This window comes from Streptomyces sp. NBC_01520, from assembly GCF_045040375.1.
In the GTDB taxonomy this organism is placed as follows: domain Bacteria; phylum Actinomycetota; class Actinomycetes; order Streptomycetales; family Streptomycetaceae; genus Streptomyces.
Genome location: NZ_CP109404.1, coordinates 4,717,538 through 4,735,410 on the forward strand (window position 1 = coordinate 4,717,538; position 17,873 = coordinate 4,735,410).

Annotated in this window: 14 protein-coding genes and 2 pseudogenes; 6 read left to right on the forward strand and 10 right to left on the reverse strand. The window is 72.1% G+C overall.

From position 1 onward, the window contains the following. The first annotated feature begins 11 nt into the window (after window positions 1–11). Window positions 12–2,048: a DNA helicase RecQ gene (gene recQ / locus OG524_RS21460; protein WP_405389225.1), complete on the forward strand. Its 2,037-nt coding sequence runs from the start codon at window positions 12–14 to the stop codon at window positions 2,046–2,048. A 23-nt stretch (window positions 2,049–2,071) separates the two neighbouring features. Here recQ and OG524_RS21465 read toward each other — a convergent pair. The 4 genes and pseudogenes from OG524_RS21465 to OG524_RS21480 all read right to left on the reverse strand — a co-directional run. Continuing rightward, window positions 2,072–2,491 (reverse strand): annotated as a pseudogene (locus tag OG524_RS21465) (Uma2 family endonuclease); the annotation flags it as partial. 441 nt (window positions 2,492–2,932) lie between these two features. Continuing rightward, a complete protein-coding gene (gene fahA, locus OG524_RS21470) occupies window positions 2,933–4,162 on the reverse strand; it encodes a fumarylacetoacetase (protein ID WP_405811522.1) in 1,230 nt (409 codons plus the stop codon). Window positions 4,163–4,287: 125 nt separating this feature from the next. Beyond that, the gene (locus tag OG524_RS21475) at window positions 4,288–6,282 is read right to left on the reverse strand and encodes a CocE/NonD family hydrolase (protein ID WP_405389223.1); all 1,995 of its coding nucleotides are present in this window, start codon (window positions 6,280–6,282) and stop codon (window positions 4,288–4,290) included. 9 nt (window positions 6,283–6,291) lie between these two features. Next, window positions 6,292–6,711: pseudogene (locus OG524_RS21480) on the reverse strand (MFS transporter); the annotation flags it as partial. A 339-nt stretch (window positions 6,712–7,050) separates the two neighbouring features. On the opposite strand from OG524_RS21480, the gene OG524_RS21485 reads away from it, so the two are divergent. The 5 genes from OG524_RS21485 (at window position 7,051) to OG524_RS21505 (ending at window position 12,316) form a co-directional block, all read left to right on the forward strand. Beyond that, the gene (locus OG524_RS21485) at window positions 7,051–8,061 is read left to right on the forward strand and encodes a polyprenyl synthetase family protein (RefSeq protein WP_405389222.1); all 1,011 of its coding nucleotides are present in this window, start codon (window positions 7,051–7,053) and stop codon (window positions 8,059–8,061) included. 251 nt (window positions 8,062–8,312) lie between these two features. After that, entirely contained in the window at window positions 8,313–9,545 is a 1,233-nt protein-coding gene (locus OG524_RS21490; protein ID WP_405389221.1) for a LolA family protein, read from the forward strand. A gap of 79 nt (window positions 9,546–9,624) precedes the next feature. Then, window positions 9,625–10,614, forward strand: coding sequence for an ABC transporter ATP-binding protein (locus OG524_RS21495; RefSeq protein ID WP_405811523.1), 990 nt, complete (start codon window positions 9,625–9,627; stop codon window positions 10,612–10,614). Further along, on the forward strand, window positions 10,601–11,488 hold the full coding sequence (locus tag OG524_RS21500) for an ABC transporter permease (RefSeq protein ID WP_405389219.1): 888 nt from the start codon (window positions 10,601–10,603) through the stop codon (window positions 11,486–11,488). Before OG524_RS21495 ends, OG524_RS21500 begins: the two co-directional genes overlap by 14 nt. A 207-nt stretch (window positions 11,489–11,695) precedes the next feature. Beyond that, a complete protein-coding gene (locus tag OG524_RS21505; RefSeq protein ID WP_405811524.1) occupies window positions 11,696–12,316 on the forward strand; it encodes a TetR/AcrR family transcriptional regulator in 621 nt (206 codons plus the stop codon). Here OG524_RS21505 and OG524_RS21510 read toward each other — a convergent pair. The 6 genes from OG524_RS21510 to rarD form a co-directional block, all read right to left on the reverse strand. Next, on the reverse strand, window positions 12,309–12,857 hold the full coding sequence (locus OG524_RS21510; protein ID WP_405811525.1) for a flavodoxin family protein: 549 nt from the start codon (window positions 12,855–12,857) through the stop codon (window positions 12,309–12,311). The genes OG524_RS21505 and OG524_RS21510 overlap by 8 nt on opposite strands. An 82-nt stretch (window positions 12,858–12,939) precedes the next feature. Then, window positions 12,940–13,749 (reverse strand): HAD family hydrolase, encoded by an 810-nt coding sequence (locus OG524_RS21515; RefSeq protein WP_405389216.1) that lies wholly within the window; start codon window positions 13,747–13,749, stop codon window positions 12,940–12,942. A 65-nt stretch (window positions 13,750–13,814) separates the two neighbouring features. Further along, entirely contained in the window at window positions 13,815–14,264 is a 450-nt protein-coding gene (locus OG524_RS21520; protein WP_405389215.1) for a VOC family protein, read from the reverse strand. An 82-nt stretch (window positions 14,265–14,346) separates the two neighbouring features. Next, the gene (locus OG524_RS21525; protein WP_405389213.1) at window positions 14,347–14,796 is read right to left on the reverse strand and encodes a hypothetical protein; all 450 of its coding nucleotides are present in this window, start codon (window positions 14,794–14,796) and stop codon (window positions 14,347–14,349) included. 12 nt (window positions 14,797–14,808) lie between these two features. Next, on the reverse strand, window positions 14,809–16,398 hold the full coding sequence (locus OG524_RS21530) for an FAD-dependent monooxygenase (protein WP_405811526.1): 1,590 nt from the start codon (window positions 16,396–16,398) through the stop codon (window positions 14,809–14,811). Window positions 16,399–16,723: 325 nt separating this feature from the next. After that, window positions 16,724–17,776 (reverse strand): EamA family transporter RarD, encoded by a 1,053-nt coding sequence (gene rarD, locus OG524_RS21535; protein ID WP_405389211.1) that lies wholly within the window; start codon window positions 17,774–17,776, stop codon window positions 16,724–16,726. Window positions 17,777–17,873 lie beyond the last annotated feature (97 nt).

A 17,873-nucleotide genomic window follows, 5' to 3' on the forward strand; every position in this document is an offset into this window, starting at 1 on the left:
GGACGGGAACGATGAGTGTGACGACCGAGAGCGCCGCGCAGCAGACGCTGCACCGGGTGTTCGGGTACGAGGCGTTCCGCGGCGAGCAGGGCGCGGTGATCGAGCACGTGGTCGCCGGCGGCGACGCCGTCGTGCTCATGCCCACCGGCGGCGGCAAGTCCCTCTGCTACCAGATCCCCGCCCTGGTCAGGCCGGGCACCGGCATCGTGATCTCCCCGCTGATCGCGCTCATGCAGGACCAGGTCGACGCCCTGCGGGCGCTCGGTGTCCGGGCCGGTTTCATGAACTCCACGCAGGACTTCGACGAGCGTCGCTCGATGGAGGCCCAGTTCGTGGCGGGCGAGCTCGACCTGCTGTACCTGGCGCCGGAGCGCCTGCGCCTGGACTCCACCCTCGCGCTGCTCGCCCGCGGCGAGATCTCCGTCTTCGCGATCGACGAGGCGCACTGCGTCGCGCAGTGGGGCCACGACTTCCGCCCCGACTACCTGGCGCTGTCCGTCCTGGGCGAGCGCTGGCCCGACGTACCCCGGATCGCGCTCACGGCCACGGCGACCGACGCCACGCACCAGGAGATCACCCAGCGCCTGGGCATGCCCGAGGCCAGGCACTTCGTGGCCAGCTTCGACCGGCCCAACATCCAGTACCGCGTCGTGGGGAAGTCCGACCCGAAGAAGCAGCTCCTCACCTTCCTCAAGGAGGAGCACGCGGGGGACGCCGGCATCGTCTACTGCCTCTCCCGCAATTCGACGGAGAAGACCGCCGAGTACCTCAGCCGCAACGGCATCGAGGCCGTGCCGTACCACGCGGGCCTGGACGCGGCGACGCGCGCCTTGCACCAGTCGCGCTTCCTGCGCGAGGAGGGCCTGGTCGTCGTCGCGACCATCGCGTTCGGCATGGGCATCGACAAGCCCGACGTGCGCTTCGTCGCCCACCTCGACCTGCCGAAGTCCGTCGAGGGCTACTACCAGGAGACCGGCCGCGCGGGCCGTGACGGTGCGCCCTCCACGGCCTGGATGGCGTACGGACTCCAGGACGTCGTCCAGCAGCGCAAGCTGATCCAGGGCGGCGAGGGCGACGAGGCGTTCCGGCGCCGGGCCGCCTCGCACCTCGACTCGATGCTGGCGCTCTGCGAGACCGTCCAGTGCCGCCGCGCCCAGCTCCTGACGTACTTCGGTCAGGAGCCCGGCGCGGAGACCTGCGGCAACTGCGACACCTGCCTCACCCCGCCCGAGACCTGGGACGGCACGGTGGTCGCGCAGAAGCTGCTGTCCACCGTCGTCCGGCTGAAGCGGGAGCGCGGGCAGAAGTTCGGGGCCGGCCAGATCATCGACATCCTGCTGGGCCGCAAGACCGCGAAGATCATCCAGTTCGACCACGACCAGCTGTCGGTGTTCGGCATCGGCGAGGAGCTGGCCGAGGCGGAATGGCGCGGCGTGGTGCGCCAGCTGCTGGCCCAGGGACTGCTCGCGGTCGAGGGGGAGTACGGCACGCTCGTGCTGACCGAGGAGAGCGGTTCCGTGCTCGGCCGGGAGCGCGAGGTACTGCTGCGCAAGGAGCCGAAGAGGCCGACGGCCAAGTCGGCGAGGGGCGAGCGCAAGGGCAAGTCGGCCGCCGCAGTGGCCGACCTCCCGGCGGAGGCCGTCCCGGTCTTCGAGGCGCTGCGCACCTGGCGCGGTGCCCAGGCGAAGGAGCTGGGCCTCCCGGCGTACGTGATCTTCCACGACGCGACGCTGCGGGAGATCGCCGCCCTGCGCCCCGGTTCGCTCGCGGAGCTGGGCGGGATCAGCGGCCTGGGCGAGAAGAAGCTGGCGACGTACGGCGAGGGCGTCCTGGAGGTGCTGGCCGGCCTGGGAGACGCGGTGCCGGGCACCTCCGACGCGGACCCTGCCCCCGTCCCGCAGGAACCGGCGTCCCGGCCCGCCGTGGTCCCGCCGAGGCAGGAAGCCGCCCGGACCGCCGAGCCGGCCCGACCGGCGCGGGCCGCACGGGCGGAGCAGGACACGGACACGCACTTCGGCTGGGACGAGGAACCGCCCGAGTTCGAGTGAGCGCGTGACGGGCGGCGACGGGTCTACTCCGGCGTCGCCCGGCGGCGCGGGGTGATGGCTGTGAGGTCGAGATCGACCTCGAAGGGGACGGAGACCTTCATCCGGTCGTGGAAGATCCCGGTGGAGGTGTAGGCCCCGGTGGCCGGCTCCAGCTCGAAGACGTAGACCACGGCACGGCCGTCGTGGTTCTCCACCCTCCAGAAGTGCGGGATCTTCACCCGGGCGTACTTCACCGGCTTGGTCTCCCGGTCTGTCTCCCGGTCCCGTGAGCGTGACTCCGGCGAGACGACCTCGATGGCCAGCTGGACGGATTCGGCGGGGAAGCGGGTCTGGTCCGGGTTCTGGAGGATCTCGCCGTCGACGACGATGACGTCGGGTTCGGGCCGGTTGTAGCGGTCGATGTCGATGGTGAACTCGCGCACGACCTCCAGTTCGGGCGGCGCCGACTGCGGCCGTACGACCCCGTATGTGCGCCGAGAGGCCGTCGGGGCCCGGGAGACGGCAGTGGTACGGCAGCAGGCCGAGGACGCGGCGAGTCCCCCTGAGCAGGGTGCCGTGCTTCATCAGAGCGTCCATGCAGAGGTCCTCGGCATGCCGTCCGGGCCGGCGGATCCAGCGCCCGGCGGACACGCCCGAGCCGAACCGGCGCTTGCCCGGAGGCGGCAGGCTGCGCAGGAACACCGCGAGGAGCGGGTAGGGCGGATCCAGCGGATTCACCACGCGCACCCGGCCGCGCTCCTCGGTGATCCGCCCCCGGAGCTCCAGCTCGGCCAGGACGGCCCCGGCCGTGCCTCACTCCAGATGCCGGCCCCGGCACAGGAGCTATCCCCGCACCGGGTCCAGGGCGAGCAGCAGCAGCTCCTCCGGAAGCGTCGGCCGGCCGGTCACGGCGCGGGCACGATCCGTCCCGTGACCTCACCGAGCCCGACCCGCGTCCCGTGCGGCCCGGGTGTCCAGGCGGACAGCGTCACCGTGTCGCCGTCCTCCAGGAACGTCCGCCTGCCCTCGGGCAGGTCCAGCGGATCGCGGCCGTTCCAGGTGAGTTCGAGCAGGGAGCCGCGCTCGCCGGGCTCCGCGCCACTGACCGTGCCGGAGCCGTACAGGTCGCCCGTGCGCAGCGAGGCGCCGTTCACCGTCATCTGCGCCAACTGCTGGGCAGCCGTCCAGTACATGGAGGAGAACGGGGGCTCGGAGACCACCTGCCCGTTGATCGCGACCGAGATCCGGATGTCGAAACCGCCGGGCTCCTCGTCGTCCGCGTCGTCCAGATAGGGGAGCGGCTCGACGTCCCGGACGGGCGGTGCCGTACGGGCCGCGTCCAGGGCCTCCAGCGGGGTCACCCACGCCGATACGGAGGTGGCGAAGGACTTGCCGAGGAACGGGCCGAGCGGCACGTACTCCCAGGCCTGGATGTCCCGGGCCGACCAGTCGTTCAGCAGGCACAGGCCGAAGACGTGCTCACGGAAGTCGGCGAGCGCGACGGGGGAGCCCTGCCGCGACGGGACACCGACGACGAAGCCGACCTCGGCCTCGATGTCCAGCTTCACCGAGGGCCCGAAGACGGGGGCCGGGTCGGTGGGAGCCTTGCGCTGCCCGGACGGGCGCACCACGTCCGTGCCGGAGACGACGACCGTGCCCGCCCGTCCGTGGTAACCGATGGGCAGGTGCTTCCAGTTGGGGGTGAGCGCGGCACCGTCCGGCCGGAAGATCCGTCCGACGTTGGTGGCGTGGTGCTCACTGGCGTAGAAGTCGACGTAGTCCGCGACCGGGTACGGCAGGTGCAGCGTCACCGCGTCGACCGGGTGCAGCAGGGGCTCTATGTCCGCGCGGTGCGCCGGGACGGTCACCCACGCGGTGAGCGCCCGCCGCACGTCCCGCCAGGCGGTCCGGCCGGCGGCCAGGAGCGCCGTCAGGTCGGGCTGCGCCAGCAGTTGGGCGTAGGGAGAACCGAGCGCGTGCGCCGCGGCTCCGGCGTCCAGCACATGGCTGCCGACGCGGACACCGACCCTGCGGTCGTCCGGGTGCTCGGGGGTGGAGAACACACCGTACGGAAGGTGGTGCGGACCGAAGGGGTCGCCCTCGGCCAGATCGAGCGGGCTGCTCTGCTCGGGCATCTGTTGCTGCCTCGCTTTCCAGGTCGCTTGAGGGACACGTTACGTCGGCGGCGCCACCCCGCGGCAGTGCCTCAAGCATGCGTAATGCCCGGAAAGGTACGCCGTATTCCCCTTGCCCGGGCCCGTCACCCGGCCGTCCGCGGGATCCTCTTCTCCCAGGTCCGGTGGAAGACGATCTCGTCGCCGTCCTTGCACACGACCTCGTTGGACGTGATGAAGTCGTCGGCGTCCGCGGACAGTTCCGAACGCGTCTCCACCCGCACGTCCCAGGACATCTCCGGCCGGTGCAGCCGGATCGTCCAGTCGGAGCGGGCCCGCGCCGACAGCGGGTCGTCCTCCTGGATCGTGTAGGTCTCCACGGCGTCCTCGGTGAATTCGAGCCCGTCCGGGTAGACCCGCGTACCGCCGTAACGCGGGTCGACCTCCAGGCGCCATTCGCCCTTGGCGACGTCGCGGACCACGAGACGCTCCGGGCGCTGCTCGTCGAGTGTGACCGGGAAGACCACCCCGAGCGGCTCCGACTGCTCGGGTTCGCCGAAGGTGATCGCCGGGTCCTCCGTGTGCCGGCGCACCGGGAGTTCGACGAGGCTGCCGTCCGCGTCGAGCGTGAAGCCGTCCGAGCCGGCCTGCGGCCAGATCCAGGGCCAGTACGAGGACGAGACGGCGAGCCTGATCCGGTGGCCGGGCGGGAAGGTGTGCCCGATGCCGTTCAGCTCGAACGTCACGTCCTCGGTCTCCCCGACCGGCCAGTCCTCCGACCGGTCCCGGCCGTGCCGCGCCGACAGGTTCAGGACGCCCCGGGTCACCAGGGTCGAGGCACCGTCCGGGGACACGTCGCACAGCCGGGCGATCGCCTGGCCGCGCGGCACGTCCATCCGGATGCGGAGCTTCACCCGGGGCCTGCCGAGGATCTCGATCGGGGCGTCGGCGACGGGGAACTCGAAGCACACCGACCTGGCGTCCTCGTCACGCTGGTCCGGGGGCAGATCGGCGTCGTTGCCGAACGGGAAGAAGCGGCCCGCGTCCAGCCCCGTCTGCTGCGGCGAGCGGACGATCTGCGGACCGCCCTGGAGGGCGTACGCCACCGGCGCGACGTTCTGCGACGGCCACTGCGCGTCACCGACCCAGCGGCCGGGCAGCGTCTCGTAGACCGTGGCGGGACGGTGCGAGCCGCTGATCCAGGACCGCAGCAGGGGCTCGTTCATCACCCCGGTGTCCTTGTTCTTGAGGTGCTGGTCCCACCAGCGCAGCGTCTCCTGGAGGAAGCCGATCGCGGGACCCGGGGGCAGCCCCCGGTCCGGGTACTGGTGCGACCAGGGCCCGATCAGCCCGCGCACCTGCCCGGGGTCCAGGTGCTCGACGAGCCGCAGGACGGTGTCGCGGTACGGGTCGTGCCAGCCGCCGACCGCCAGGACGTTCGCCTTGACGGCGCCGTAGTCCTCGCAGACGCTGCCGTGCTTCCAGTAGTCGTCACGGGTCTGGTGCGACAGCCACGTGTGGATGAACGGATCGACGGCTTCGAGCCGCTCCAGCCACATGTCCTTCCAGTCGTCGCCGACGTCCGCCGGGTCCGGCGGGCGGGAGACGAAGGCCAGCATGGTGGAGGCCCAGGCGTGCATGTCGACCGCGAGGACGGAGCCGCCCATGTAGTGGACGTCGTTGTCGTAGCGGTCGTCGGCCGAGCAGACGGTGACGATCGCCTTCAGCGGCTCCGGGGCCAGGGCGGCGATCTGGAGCGAGTTGAAGCCGCCCCACGAGATGCCGAACATGCCGACCCGGCCCGAGCACCACTCCTGCTGGGCGAGCCAGTGCACCACGGCGACCCCGTCCGCGAGCTCCGTCGCGTCGTACTCGTCGCCCGGCATGCCCTCGCTGTTGCCGTGCCCGCGCACATCGACCCGCACGGAGGCGTAGCCGTGGCCCGCGTACCAGGGGTGGCGCTGCCAGTCGCGCGGCGCCGTCCAGTCGCTCAGCCGGTACGGCAGGTACTCCAGCAGCGCGGGCACCGGTTCGTCGGTGACCGGCCGCCAGATCCGGGCGTACAGCTGGGTGCCGTCCGCGAGGGGGATGTAGAGGTCCTCGTGGGTCGTCTCGTACGGGAACTCGGTGCGGATCTGCATGGCGATACCTCAGTGGACGGGGTGCATGGTGCGCTTGAGCCAGGGAGCGGCGGCGATGACGGCCACACCGGCCGCCACCGCGATGGCGCCATTGACACCGAAGTAGGCGGGGTTGGGGACCTCGCCGTACAGCTTCACGATCTGTGCCTGGATGCCGTTGGCGAGGGCCAGGGACAGGAACCACAGGGCCATCGTCTGGCTGGCGAACGCCCTGGGCGCGAGCTTCGTGGTGGCGGACATGCCGGAGGTCTCCAGCAGGATGTCTCCGAGCCCGAGGAGCAGGTAGGAGCCGACGATCCACCAGGCGGCCATCCGGTAGGTGTCGTCGGCGTGCCCGGAGGTCGGGATGACCATCAGGAGGAAGGACAGACCGCCGAGGATCACCCCGATCGCGATCTTGTTCGAGGAGTGCGGCTGGCGCGGGCCCATGCCGCCGTTCGCGACCGTGTCGGCGAAGAAGAGGACCAGGATGGCCTGCATCCCGAGGAACGAGAACCGCTCCCGGACCTCCAGGCCGGACAGGGTCATCAGGCCCCGTGGCTGGCCGAAGAAGGCATGGTCGTCGCCGGGAGGCGGGCCGGCCGGCTCGGTGGCGGACGTGGCAGGGGACAAAGCGGCAACTCCTGATCGTATGAGCTGATCCCGAACATATCGGCGGTGGCGGGAAGGCGCCCACGGTGATCCAAACCGGACCGGATACGCTGACTCACGTGAGGACAACGACACATCGACATTCCGTGTGATCGTCAGCAGACAGGAGATCCCCTCGTGACCGTCGTCGGGCCGTTCGGACTGCGCGTGCGGGACCAGGCGCTTGAGGCCGATGTCCAGGCCGGCTTGGCCGCTGTCGAGGCGGGGCTGCTGGACGCCACGAAAAGCGAGGTCCCGTTCATCACGGAGGCCGCCCAGCACCTCGTCAGCGCGGGGGGCAAGCGGTTCCGTCCGCTGCTGGTGATGCTGGCGGCCCAGTTCGGCGACCCCGACGCCCCGGGAGTCGTCCCCTCGGCCGTGGTCGTCGAGCTGACGCACCTGGCCACGCTGTACCACGACGACGTGATGGACGAGGCGGACGTACGCCGCGGGGTGGACAGCGCGAACACCCGCTGGGGCAACTCCGTCGCCGTCCTGACGGGTGACTTCCTCTTCGCCCGCGCCTCGCACATCCTGGCCGACCTCGGCCCCGAGGCCGTACGCATCCAGGCCGAGGCGTTCGAACGCCTGGTCACCGGCCAGATCCTGGAGACCGCGGGCCCGCGCGACGGCCGCGACCCGGTTGACCACTACATGGACGTGCTCGGCGGCAAGACCGGCTCACTGGTCGCCGTCTCCGGACGCTTCGGCGCCCTGATGGCCGGCGCCGACGAGCCCGTCGTCGACATCCTCACCCAGTACGGGGAGCGGCTCGGCATCGCCTTCCAGCTCGCCGACGACGTGCTCGACATCGCCTCCGACTCCCACGAGTCCGGCAAGACACCCGGCACCGACCTGCGCGAGGGCATCCCCACGCTGCCGGTCCTCCGTCTCCGCGCGCTCGCGGAAGCCGGGGGCGCGCCGGACGACCTGGAGCTCGTCGAGCTCCTGGACGGCGACCTCGGCGACGACGACCGGCTCGCGGAGGTGCTGCGCAGGCTGCGCGTCCACCCGGCGCTGGAGCAGGCGCGGCAGGACACCATCCGCTACGCGCAGGAGGCGCGGGCGACCCTGGCTCCGCTGCCCGAGTGCTACGCGAAGGCCGCGCTCGAAGAGCTGTGCGACGCCGTGGTGCACCGCGCGGGCTGACGCCCGTCCGGCCGGCCCGTGGTGGACGGCCGACACCGCGAAACCGCCGTCCCCTACTGGATGACCGGCTCCCCGCCCCTCCGTGTCATACCGGAGGGGTAGGCGCAGTTGCTCCCGCGGGCTGACGCCTGAAGCCGTTCGATTTGGTCAGATGGAGAACAACCACTCCTGACCACATCGGGTGAGAATGGCGGCAGGGAGTGGACGAGTGCAACGGGATGGCAGCCGCCGACCACGGAGGTAGGGCACACATGGCACCGAACCACAGCGCAGAGACCACCGGCGAGGCCACGGCCGTGGTCCGTCGCAAGGCGGCGCGCTACATCGTCCCCGTCGCGGTGGCGGGGGTGGCGGCGGCGACGATCGGACTCGTCCCGGCGCTCGCCGACTCCGGCGACCCCCAGCTGCCGAAGATCACGGCGCAGGAACTCATCGAGAAGATCGCCGCATCGGACGAGCAGCAGCTCTCCGGCACGGTGAAGATCAGCACCGACCTCGGCATCCCGTCCTTCGGCGGGCTCACGGACTCCCTCGTACCCGGCGCCGGGGCGAGCGACAGCACGTCGAGCGCCGCACCCGACGCCAAGCTGATGGAGCTCACCTCCGGTACGCACACGCTCCGCGTGGCGGCCGACGGCCCCGACAAGCAGCGCCTGTCGATCCTCGGCGAAGGCTCCGAGTACAGCCTGATCCACAACGGCGACGAGGTCTGGGCGTACGACAGCGCGAGCAACGAGGCGTACCACGCGCAGTCCGACGAGGCCGCGCCGAAGGGCGGCAAGGCCAAGGAGCGCACGGCGCCCGAGGGCGTACCGACCACGCCGAAGGAGCTGGCCGAGCAGGCGCTCGCCCTGGCGGGCGACACCACGTCCGTCACGGTCGACGGCACGGCGCAGGTGGCCGGACGCGACGCGTACCAGCTGCTGATCAAGCCCAAGCAGTCCGGTTCCACGGTCGGCTCGATCCGGGTCGCGGTGGACGCCGAGAACGGTGTGCCGCTGAAGTTCACCCTGGCCCCGAGCGGCGGCGGCAAGGCCGTCGTCGACGCGGGCTTCACCAAGGTCGACTTCTCCAGGCCCGACACGTCGTCCTTCTCCTTCACCCCGCCCAAGGGCGCGAAGGTGACCGAGGCCGACGAGCTGGAGGCCGAGGCGAAGAAGGACGGAGCCACGGACAAGGCGCAGCAGGACCTCTCCGCGCTGGAGGACTTCCAGGGCCTCAACGTCATCGGCGAGGGCTGGACGACGATCGCCGAGATCGACGTGCCGGGCGGCTCGGGGCTCCCCGCGGAGGGCTCCGGCGATGTGCCCGCCGAGGCGCAGCAGTTCCTGGACGCCCTCGGCGACAAGGTCACCGGCGACTTCGGCTCGGGCACGGTCTTCAAGACCCGCCTGGTCAACGCGCTGATGACGGACGACGGCAAGGTCTACATCGGTGCGGTCACCAAGGACGCGCTGGTGAAGGCCGCCGACACCGCCAAGTAGTACACGCCGTGCACACCGCCCCGCCGTACCCTCCGTACGGCGGGGCGTCGCGTACACGGCCGGGAGAGGACGAGTGCCCATGACCGACACAGTGGCCGGGACCCGGAAGGCGGGACCCGAAGGGGCACCGGGCGCGGCCGCGATCGAGACCCGTGGCCTCACCAAGCGCTACCGCGGCGGCCAGTTGGCCGTCGACGGGCTCGACCTGAGCGTCCCCGGCGGCAGCGTCTTCGGTTTCCTCGGCCCCAACGGTTCGGGCAAGACCACCACCATCCGGATGCTTCTGGGCCTCATCGACCCGACGGCCGGCACCGCACGCGTCCTCGGCAGTCCGATGCCCTCCGCCGTCCGCACGGTCCTCCCGCACGTCGGCGCGCTGATCGAAGGCCCCGCCCCCTACGGGTTCCTGACCGGCCGGGACAACCTCGTGCGCTACGACTCGGCCGACGCGGCGGCCGATCCGCGCACCCGCCGCGCACGCGTCGACAGCGCCCTGGAGCGGGTGGGCCTCGCCGCCGCGGCGGGCAAGAAGGCCAAGGCGTACTCGCTGGGCATGAAACAACGCCTCGGTCTCGCCGCCGCGCTCCTCCGGCCGCGCAGACTGCTCGTCCTGGACGAGCCGACCAACGGCCTCGACCCGCAGGGCATGCGCGAGATCCGCTCCCTGATCCGGGAGCTCGCGGCCGAGGGGACGACCGTGTTCCTCTCCTCCCACCTGCTCGACGAGATCGAACAGGTCTGCACCCACGCCGCGGTGATGGCGCGCGGCCGGCTCCTCACCCAGGGCCCGGTCGCGGACCTCGCGGCGGGCACCCGCGGCCGGCTCGCCGTCACCACACCCGACCCCGGCACCGCCGCCCGCATCCTCGGTGAGCACGGGGCGACCGGTCTGATGACCGACGGGGACCGGGTGAGCGCCGACGCGCCGCCGGGCGGGGTGGAGCTCGCCGACCTCAACGCGGCCCTGGTGCGCGGCGGAGTCCGCGTACGCGCCTTCGGCGTCGAACGGGCCTCGCTGGAGGACGCCTTCGTCGCACTCACCGGGGAGGGATTCGATGTCGCAGGCTGAATCCGTCGCGGCGGCAGCGCCCCGCGTACCGCGCCGTGCGCGGTGGACGCTCGGGATCCTCCGCTCCGAACTGACCACCACGCTCCGCCGGGGACGCACCCTGGCCCTGCTCGGGGTGCTGGCCGCCGTGCCCGTGCTCGTCGGGATCGCCGTGCGGATCGAGACGGGCGACGGCTCGACGGCCGGACCAGGCGGGGGAGGCGGCCCCGCGTTCCTCGCCCAGATCACCCACAACGGCCTCTTCCTGGTCTTCGCCGCGCTCTCCGCGACGCTTCCCGTCTTCCTCCCGATGGCCGTCGGCGTCGTCGCGGGCGACTCCGTCGCCGGTGAGGCGAGCGGCGGAACCCTGCGCTACCTCCTGGTCGCCCCGGCGGGCCGCACCAGGCTGCTGCTCGTGAAGTACGCGTCCGTGCTGGTGTTCTGCCTGGTGGCGACACTGGTCGTGGCGGTCTCGGCGCTCGCGGTGGGGGCGCTGCTCTTCCCCGTCGGCGAGGTCACCACCATCTCGGGGACCCGGATCGGCTTCGGGGAGGGACTCCTGCGGGCCGGACTGATCGCGGTGGTGGTGGCGGCTTCCCTGACCGGGTTCGCGGCGCTGGGGCTGTTCGTCTCGACACTCACCAACAGCGGGATCGCGGCGATGGCCGCCACCGTGGGCGTGCTGATCACCGTGCAGATCCTGGACACGATGCCGCAGCCGGCAGGGATCCACCCGTATCTCTTCCCGCACTACTGGCTGTCCTTCACGGACCTGCTGCGCGAGCCGGTCTACTGGGACGAGATGGCCAAGAACCTCGGTCTGCAGGCGGTGTACGCGGCGGTGTTCGGCTCGGCGGCCTGGGCGCGGTTCACGGCGAAGGACATCACGGTCTGAATCCGTGCGGGCCGGCTCGTCAGGGACCGTCCGTGCCGTCGGCCGGTCGAGCCGTCCCCCGATCGGCTCGTCGCGGCACGAACGGCACGAACGGTGTACAGCACGGAACGTCACGATACGGTACGTTCCGTTTCTGCCTCGTCATTGTTCGACTTATGGCGACGGACTGTCAACAAGCCGTGGCCGGAATCCCCCTATGCTCACCGAATGATCACATCGCCGAGTACCCTGCGCCGCAGCGAGCGATCACGACGGGCCACGCTGGACGCCGCCCTGGAGCTGTGTACGGAGAAGGGGTACGGCCGGGTCACCGTCGAGGCCATCGCGGCGCGCGCCGGTGTGAGCAAGAAGACGATCTACCGCTGGTGGCCGTCGAAAGGGGCCGTGCTCCTGGAGGCCTTCACGGAGGCGCTCGTCGGAGCCACTCCGTTCGGGGACACCGGCGACATCGCGGCCGACCTGCGCACCCACATCAACGGTGCGGTGCGGCTGATGTCCACCGCGCCCTACGGCCCCGCCTATGCCGGCATCCTCTCCGAGATGCACCACGACGACGACCTCGCGACGGCCGTCAGGGACCGGCTCGTCGGCCCGCGCGTCGAGCTCGCGGTGGCGCGACTGCGCGCCGCCCAGGAGCAGGGCCAGATTCCGGCCGCCGCCGATCTCCCGCTGGCGGTGGAGATGCTCTACGGGCCCGTCTACTACCGCCATGTGCTGCGCAAGCCGGCCCAGGACGAGGAGACGGTCGCCTCCCTGGTGGACCACGTCCTGCGGTCGCTGGGAGCCGGGGCCGTGGGGCCGCCGGCCCCCCGCGACGGGATCAGTTGAAGAAGGTCTTGGCCCGGGACACCGCTCCGGTGTCGGACAGGACGTCACCGGGCTTGCTGCCGTTGCCCAGCAGCACCCCGCCCCACCGCATCTTCAGATACCGCGCGGAGATCCGCAGCGTCCCGGCGAGGGGTTCGGCCACCGCCGGATCGCGGTCCGCGAGAGCCGTGACGCCCCACAGCGTCTTCCCTGCCATCCGCTGCTCGAAGTCGATGCCGGGCACCTCAAGCCAGCCCGACCAGTGGTCCAGATAGCGCTTGGTGGAGGTGGACACCGCGTACCAGTACAGCGGCGAGGCGATGACGACGTCGGTCGCGCCGAGCGTCGCCTCCAGCAGGGTCGCGGCGTGCCCGGTGGGGGCCGGGTGGCCGCCGTCCCCGTGCCGCAGGTCCTCGAAGTCGGGCAGCGGCAGATCCCGCAGGTCCAGCCATCGCTGCCCGTCCCCGGCCGGCAGCTGTTCGGCGGCGAGCCGGGCGAGCGTCTCGGTGTTGCCGTCGGCACGGCTGCTGCCGAGCACGAAGAGGAAGCTGCGCGTGGCCATGATGTGATCTCCCCAGTTGGAGGCGTACGGCAATTACCTGCGCCTGCATTATGTGCACACGCAGGTAATCGGCGGGAGGGGATTATCGGCCGAACAGTCGCTCCAGTACCACCGCGACGCCGTCGTCCTGGTTCGAGAGCGTGATCTCGTCCGCCGCCGCCCGCAGCTCGGCATGGGCGTTGGCCATCGCCACCCGGTGGCCCGAACGCCGGAACATCGGCAGGTCGTTGGGCATGTCGCCGAACGCCAGCGTGTCCGCCGGTGCGAAGCCGAGCAGCTCCGCCGCCAGGGCGAGTCCGGTGCCCTTGTCCACGCCGTGCGGCGCCAGCTCGACCGTGCCGGGGCCCGCCATCGTGACGGACGCCAGCTCGCCCACGGCCCCGCGCGCGGCGGCGGCCAGCTCGTCGTCCGTCAGCTCCGGGTGGCGAACCAGGACCTTGATGATCGGCGCCGCCCACAGCTCGGCACGACGGCCGGTCCGCTGCGCGGGGAGCGAGGGGTGCGGCATCCGGTAGCCCGGCTCGATCAGGGTCCGGCCCTCGGCGCCGTCCTGGTCCACCGCCGCGAACACCTGGCCGACCTCCGCCTCGATCTTGCCGAGCGCGGTGTCGGCCAGCTCGCGGTCGAGCGTCACCGAGCTCAGCATGCGGGCCGACCCGGCGTCGTACACCTGGGCGCCCTGGCCGCAGACCACGGGGCCCGCGTAGCCGAGGTCCGTGAGCAGCGCCCGTATGCCGGGCACCGCCCGCCCCGTGACGATGAGGTGCCGCGCACCGGCGGATTCGGCGCGGGCGAGGGCGGCACGGGAGCGAGGGCTCACGGTGTCGTCGGGACGCAGCAGGGTCCCGTCGAGGTCCGTGGCGACGAGGGAGTATGCGGGTGGCGTCGGCATGGGGCAAGCCTAGGGAGATCGGCTTCCGTCCGTACGCCGCTGACCTGCGCGGACGGTCACCCCCGTCAGTGGACGCAGAATTCGTTGCCCTCCGGGTCCAGCAGGACCTGCCACGACCCGCCTGGTTCGTCGACGGTGCGCAGCACGCCCGCACCCAGCCCCACCAGCCGGGCCACCTCCGTGTCGCGCTGTCCGGGGGGCGTGTGCACGTCCACGTGGAGGCGGTTCTTCACCGTCTTCGGCTCCGGCACGCGCTGGAAGAGCAGACGCCGCCCGAGGCCCGTCCCGCTCTTCTCCTCGTACGGATCGTCCGGATGCCGCACGGCGACGAGGTCGCGCCAGGCGCGGCGGCCGTGGGACTCGACCGTGGCGGACTCGGGTGCGGCGCCGACGCCGAGCAGTTCCTCGATCAGGGCGCTGTTGTCCTCGACCAGGTAGCCGAGGGTCTCGGCCCAGAAGTCGGCCTGGGCGTGGGGGTCGGCGGCGTCGATGACGAGCTTCCAGTGCAGGGTCATGGGGACCGTTCATAGCGGTCGTACGGCTCCGGTGGCAACGGGCGCGCCGGGAGCGGGGCCGATTCCTGTACCGGGGCGCGCCCTATCCGGGCGGGCAGGTCCCGCAGGTGTGGGTGTCGAGGGCCGCCAGCAGCTCCTGGGCCGACCGGCGCACCGCCGGGTCGCCGTCCCCGGCCAGTCGCAGGGCCGTCTCCCGGCCCGCCAGGACCGCCTGGTGGGCGTCCCGCGTCCACTCGGGCTCGTGCGCGTGCCCGTGGGCCAGGATCGTGCGCAGCAGGCCGAGCACGCCGATACGGTCCTTCACCGTCTCCACGGCGGCGAGCTCCCACAGGAACGGCACCGTGGCGACCGTCGAGTCGAACACCGCCATGGCGCCTATCCACTGCTCCAGGTCGCTCAGCGCGTCCTCGGCGGACTCGCTGTCGCCCCAGGCGATCCGTGACAGCATGCCGGGGACCTGGGACGCGGAACCATGGGCATGGCGCAGCTCATGCCACTGAACGTGCCTCATGTCCCCCAGAACCGTCCCCATCCGGGCACTCAATCAGCCTTTGCGTGTGCCGTCCACCATGCATGCCACACCCACCCGGTCCAGCCCGTCCAGGTACCGCAGCACCGCGGAGCCGTCCTCCGCCCCGGCCACCAGCCCCACGTGGTTGTCGGGGCGGATCACGACCAGGGTGTCCGCGCCCACGCCGTACGCCGCCCGCGCGTGCCCCTCGTGGTCGTGCAGCGCGTACGGGGCCGCGGTCTCGCCCTCCGGGGCTCCGGGGCCGTACACCCGGCACGTGCGGACGGTGTCCCGGTGGGAGGCCGCCGCCTCCCGCAGGGTCCGCTCCGTTCCCGCCCCGAAGCCGAGCACGGTGATGTGAGGTCCGGCGAGGACGTGGAAGAGGCGGGTGGGCGCGCCGGTGACCGCCTCGCGGCACGGGGCGTCGGGCGCCCGGTCGCCGGACCGCAGGCCGTCGCCGGGCCCGGGAGCGGCCAGGGAGCTCCACCGGTAGCCGCGGTCGAGCCCCGCCGTCTCCGTGGTGATCGCGGTGTCCAGCCCGCCGCCCGGCTCGCGGATCGCGGCCAGCGTCGCCCGCAGCCGGTCCGACGTGAGCTCCAGCGTCCAGGCGGCGACCGGCAGCCGCTCCTCCTCGTACGTGTCGAGCAGCCCGGGCTCCGCCCGGCCCGCCACCACCTGGGCGAGCTTCCAGCCCAGGTTGTAGGCGTCCTGGATGCCGGTGTTCATGCCGAGGCCGCCCGCGATCGCGTGCACGTGCGCGGCGTCCCCCGCCAGGAACACCCGGCCCACCCGGTAGCGGTCCACCATGCGCACGTTGACGCGGTACGTCGACAGCAGCGTGGCCCGGGTGAGGTCGCCGGCGGGCAGCCGGGTGTGCCGGGCGAAGAGGCGTCGGAAGCCTTCGAGGGAGGGCGCGGCGGGACGGCCCTCGGCGTCCCGCTCCGGGCCGGACTGGAACCACCAGCCCGACCGGGTTCCGGGGATGGGGCAGAGCATGACGGCCCCGTCCTCGTCGAACCACTGGTGCCAGAAGCCGCGGTCCGGTCCGCCGGTGATCTCGACGTCACCGCAGACCATCACCTGCTCCTCGTCCGTCTCCCCGTCGAACGGGATGCCGAGCAGCTTCCGTACGGAGCTGTGGGCGCCGTCGCAGCCGACCACGTAACGGGCCGCGGCCCGCGACCCGTCGGCGAGGTCCACGGTCACCCCGGCGCCGTCCTCGGTGAGCCCCACCACCTCGGCCCCGAGTTCCACGCGCCCCCCGTACCCGGCGAGACGGTCCCGCAGGACCTCCTCCAGCCGCCACTGGGCGATCAGCCGGCCGCGGTCGTAGGGTGCGTCCGGGGTCGGCGAGGAGTCCGCGTACGGGTCCGCGTCGGCGATCGGCAGGCCGTCCCGGTACTTGCGCATCGGCAGCGGCGCCGATCCCGCCGCCAGCACCGCGTCGACGACACCCAGGTCCTCCAGGACCTCCAGCGAGCGGGCGTTGGGGCCCTTCGACCGGGAGCTGCGCGGAAACTCCGGCGACCTGTCCACGATCCGCACGGCGACACCGCGCCGGGCGAGATCGCAGGCCAGGGTCAGTCCGGTCGGGCCCGCGCCCACGATCAGTACGTCGGTCATGCCTGCTCCTCGGGTCACATCGTCCCTGGCCCACCAGGAAAAAGCAACTGAGTCATAAAAGCAACTGGGTAATATTCGGTGGTCCTCCTGGGAGGCGCGCGCGTCGTAACCGGCACGGGCTGCCGCGCTCTCACCCTGGTGCTCCTCGGTCCAGGTGACCAGGGAGCGGACGGTGGTGCTCGGTGCGCTGATTCACCGCGCCGGGCCTGCGCGCGGACCGGCTCAAGGCCGACGGCTCCGGCGGTGCCGCTGTCCCGGAGACCACCGGGGAGCCCCGGGCCGCCGCGGGGGCCGGGAGCTGACGTGCGGGGCGGAGGGGCCCCGGTCAGGGAGCCGGGGTCCGCTCCGTGGCCGCCGGGCCGGTGCCCGGCCCGGCGGCCGGGCCCGCCGTCACGTCGTCGCCGGCCGCCGTGGCCGGTGCCGAAGCGGAACCCGTGCCCACCGGTGCTCCAGCCTCCGCCGCCAGGACCGCGAGGCGCAGTGCCTCGGCCCGCGTACGCCGTGCCGTCCGCAGCGCGTCCCAGGTCAGCATCATCAGCGCCATCCAGACCAGGGCGAAGCCGGCCCAGCGCTCGGGCGGCATGGCCTCGTGGAAGTACAGGATGCCGAGCCCGAACTGGAAGACCGGCGCCAGGTACTGCAGCAGGCCCAGGACGGACAACGGGACCCGGATCGCCGCCGCGCCGAAGCAGACGAGCGGGACCGCGGTGACGAGGCCCGTCGAGGCCAGCAGGACCCCGTGCCCCGCACCCCCGGCCAGGAATGTCGCGTCGCCGCTCGCCCCGAGCCACAGCAGGAAGCCGAGCGCGGGCAGGAACAGGACGGCGGTCTCGGCGGCCAGGGACTCCAGGCCGCCCATGTTGACCTTCTTCTTCACCAGGCCGTACGTCGCGAACGAGAACGCCAGCACCAGCGAGACCCACGGCGGCTGCCCGTAGCCGATCGCCAGCACGAGCACCGCGGCGAAACCGGTCGCCACCGCGGCCCACTGCACGGGCCGCAGCCGCTCGCCGAGCAGCAGGACGCCCATGGCGATAGTGACCAGCGGATTGATGAAGTAGCCGAGCGAGGCCTCGACCACATGGCCGTTGTTGACGGCCCAGATGTAGAGGCACCAGTTGACCGATATGACGGTCGCGGCGATCGCGATCAGGCCGAGCTTCCGCGGCTGCCCCGCCAGCTCGCGCACCCAGGCCCAGCGGCGCAGGAACAGCAGGGCGATCCCGACGACGCCCAGCGACCAGACCATCCGGTGCGCGAGGATCTCCACCGCTCCGGACGGCTTCAGCAGCGGCCAGAAGAGGGGCACCAGACCCCACATCCCGTACGCGCCCATTCCGTACAGCAGGCCAGCCCGCTGCTCGTTCTTTCCCTTCACGGGCCCTCCCGGCGCTCCCGCGTCGGCGATCGGCCGACCGCACGACGGTAGCGCCGGAACGGGCCCGTGTCATAGCCGTCTCACGGAAACGGTCGTG

Excerpts from the sequence above, each read along its gene's own strand:
- OG524_RS21495 (WP_405811523.1), top strand. The coding sequence starts at position 9,625 with ATGACCGACACAGTGGCCGGGACCCGGAAGGCGGGACCCGAAGGGGCA.
- OG524_RS21475 (WP_405389223.1), bottom strand. The coding sequence starts at position 6,282 with ATGCAGATCCGCACCGAGTTCCCGTACGAGACGACCCACGAGGACCTC.
- OG524_RS21520 (WP_405389215.1), bottom strand. The coding sequence starts at position 14,264 with ATGACCCTGCACTGGAAGCTCGTCATCGACGCCGCCGACCCCCACGCC.
- OG524_RS21490 (WP_405389221.1), top strand. The coding sequence starts at position 8,313 with ATGGCACCGAACCACAGCGCAGAGACCACCGGCGAGGCCACGGCCGTG.
- OG524_RS21530 (WP_405811526.1), bottom strand. The coding sequence starts at position 16,398 with ATGACCGACGTACTGATCGTGGGCGCGGGCCCGACCGGACTGACCCTG.
- OG524_RS21500 (WP_405389219.1), top strand. The coding sequence starts at position 10,601 with ATGTCGCAGGCTGAATCCGTCGCGGCGGCAGCGCCCCGCGTACCGCGC.
- OG524_RS21510 (WP_405811525.1), bottom strand. The coding sequence starts at position 12,857 with ATGGCCACGCGCAGCTTCCTCTTCGTGCTCGGCAGCAGCCGTGCCGAC.
- OG524_RS21505 (WP_405811524.1), top strand. The coding sequence starts at position 11,696 with ATGATCACATCGCCGAGTACCCTGCGCCGCAGCGAGCGATCACGACGG.
- OG524_RS21515 (WP_405389216.1), bottom strand. The coding sequence starts at position 13,749 with ATGCCGACGCCACCCGCATACTCCCTCGTCGCCACGGACCTCGACGGG.
- fahA (WP_405811522.1), bottom strand. The coding sequence starts at position 4,162 with ATGCCCGAGCAGAGCAGCCCGCTCGATCTGGCCGAGGGCGACCCCTTC.
- OG524_RS21525 (WP_405389213.1), bottom strand. The coding sequence starts at position 14,796 with ATGGGGACGGTTCTGGGGGACATGAGGCACGTTCAGTGGCATGAGCTG.
- recQ (WP_405389225.1), top strand. The coding sequence starts at position 12 with ATGAGTGTGACGACCGAGAGCGCCGCGCAGCAGACGCTGCACCGGGTG.